Genomic DNA, 1,227 nt, shown 5'->3' on the forward strand with positions numbered 1-1,227 from the left:
AACCTCCGCCAAGTAGGGCGGCATAAAACGGGTCAATGTGTGCAATTTGAATGACGTGATGCAAATGGTCTACGGCGAATGAGACAATTGTCACGGCAATAAAAGTATTGATGGTAAAGCGCCATCCCATGCGCATCACAGAAGTAGGTAAASGTAGGTTCAACGCAAAAACACTTGGCCGAAACTAAAGTCAGTGACTTTGGTTAGGAAAATTGCCAATCCTGCGGTTCCACCAGTCAATAATCCTACTTGATTAAAAAAGATAACACCGAGAGAAACCAAGGCACTACCTAATGTCAGCGCCAGTAAGTTCTCTCTTAAACTATGATCTTTATCCATTTCGTCGGGCTTCCTTTCAAAAATGCTGTTAAAGAGTAAAACAGACTAAAACCCGCTAAAGATGTCGATTATTGAGCCTTTTGTCGAGTTTGCAACAGAATTGGTGAAACTGTTAAGTGTTTAACAAATTTTACACAAGCTGGTTGGAACACTGAAAGTTAACAGCTTTGATGGTGAGCGAGAAAACCCGTAAACGCAGGAAGCAAGCGATGATCAAACAAGTTGGCCCAACCGTTATCCAAGAAAAACACAAAGCGAAGTTGTCACTGTGGTGGTGTCGAGCTTGAGCTCGATTTACCCAATGGCATTGATGAAGCCCGAGGCGCTGCGACTGCTCCTTATGTCGAAGAAAAGGGGCCATTGTGGCGTCGGTGAAATTGGATGGGATCCGCATCATCAAAGGCGAAGCCTTGTTGAAGCTCTATCAGTTTAATACTCATACCGCCAAACATTATTTGTCTCCACCAGTCGGTATCTATACTCACCATCAACGTCGCTCATCTCCAGATGAATATGGCTTCAATTTGGGCTGTTTAGAAGGCGTGAATCCTTATGATATTGGTGAGGTTCCATTGATGGATGGGGTCAATCATCCCGCTGATCGATAAAATAGTGAAGTGTTGAAAATCGAAGTATCGGCAACAAGTAGAGGSCTACCAAGCGTTGATAGCCCTCTTTGAATAAGATCAGTAGTTGAAGGTTTGCGTGTTATACACCAGATGGACCGCGATGCTGGCGCAGTAACCAAGCAAGATCACCGGGCTCCATTTTAAGTGACCAAAGAAAGTGTATTGACCGCGAGCGGCTCCCATTAATGCCACGCCAGCCGCCGAACCGATCGACAACATACTGCCTCCCACGCCAGCCGTTAAGGTGACCAGCAGCCAA

General features: G+C 45.4%; 1 protein-coding gene and 2 pseudogenes. 1 reads left to right on the forward strand and 2 read right to left on the reverse strand.

The window, feature by feature from the left end; genetic code table 11:
* Positions 1 to 339, reverse strand: a pseudogene (locus tag CIK04_RS24210) (YitT family protein); the annotation flags it as partial.
* 209 nt (positions 340 to 548) lie between these two features.
* On the opposite strand from CIK04_RS24210, the pseudogene CIK04_RS24215 reads away from it, so the two are divergent.
* Positions 549 to 947: pseudogene (locus CIK04_RS24215) on the forward strand (GFA family protein).
* Between the two features lie 78 nt (positions 948 to 1,025).
* Here CIK04_RS24215 and nhaD read toward each other — a convergent pair.
* Positions 1,026 to 1,227: sodium:proton antiporter NhaD (gene nhaD, locus CIK04_RS24220; protein WP_176463419.1), on the reverse strand; the 202-nt coding region annotated here is incomplete at its 5' end.

This window comes from Vibrio sp. 03_296 (assembly GCF_002265885.1).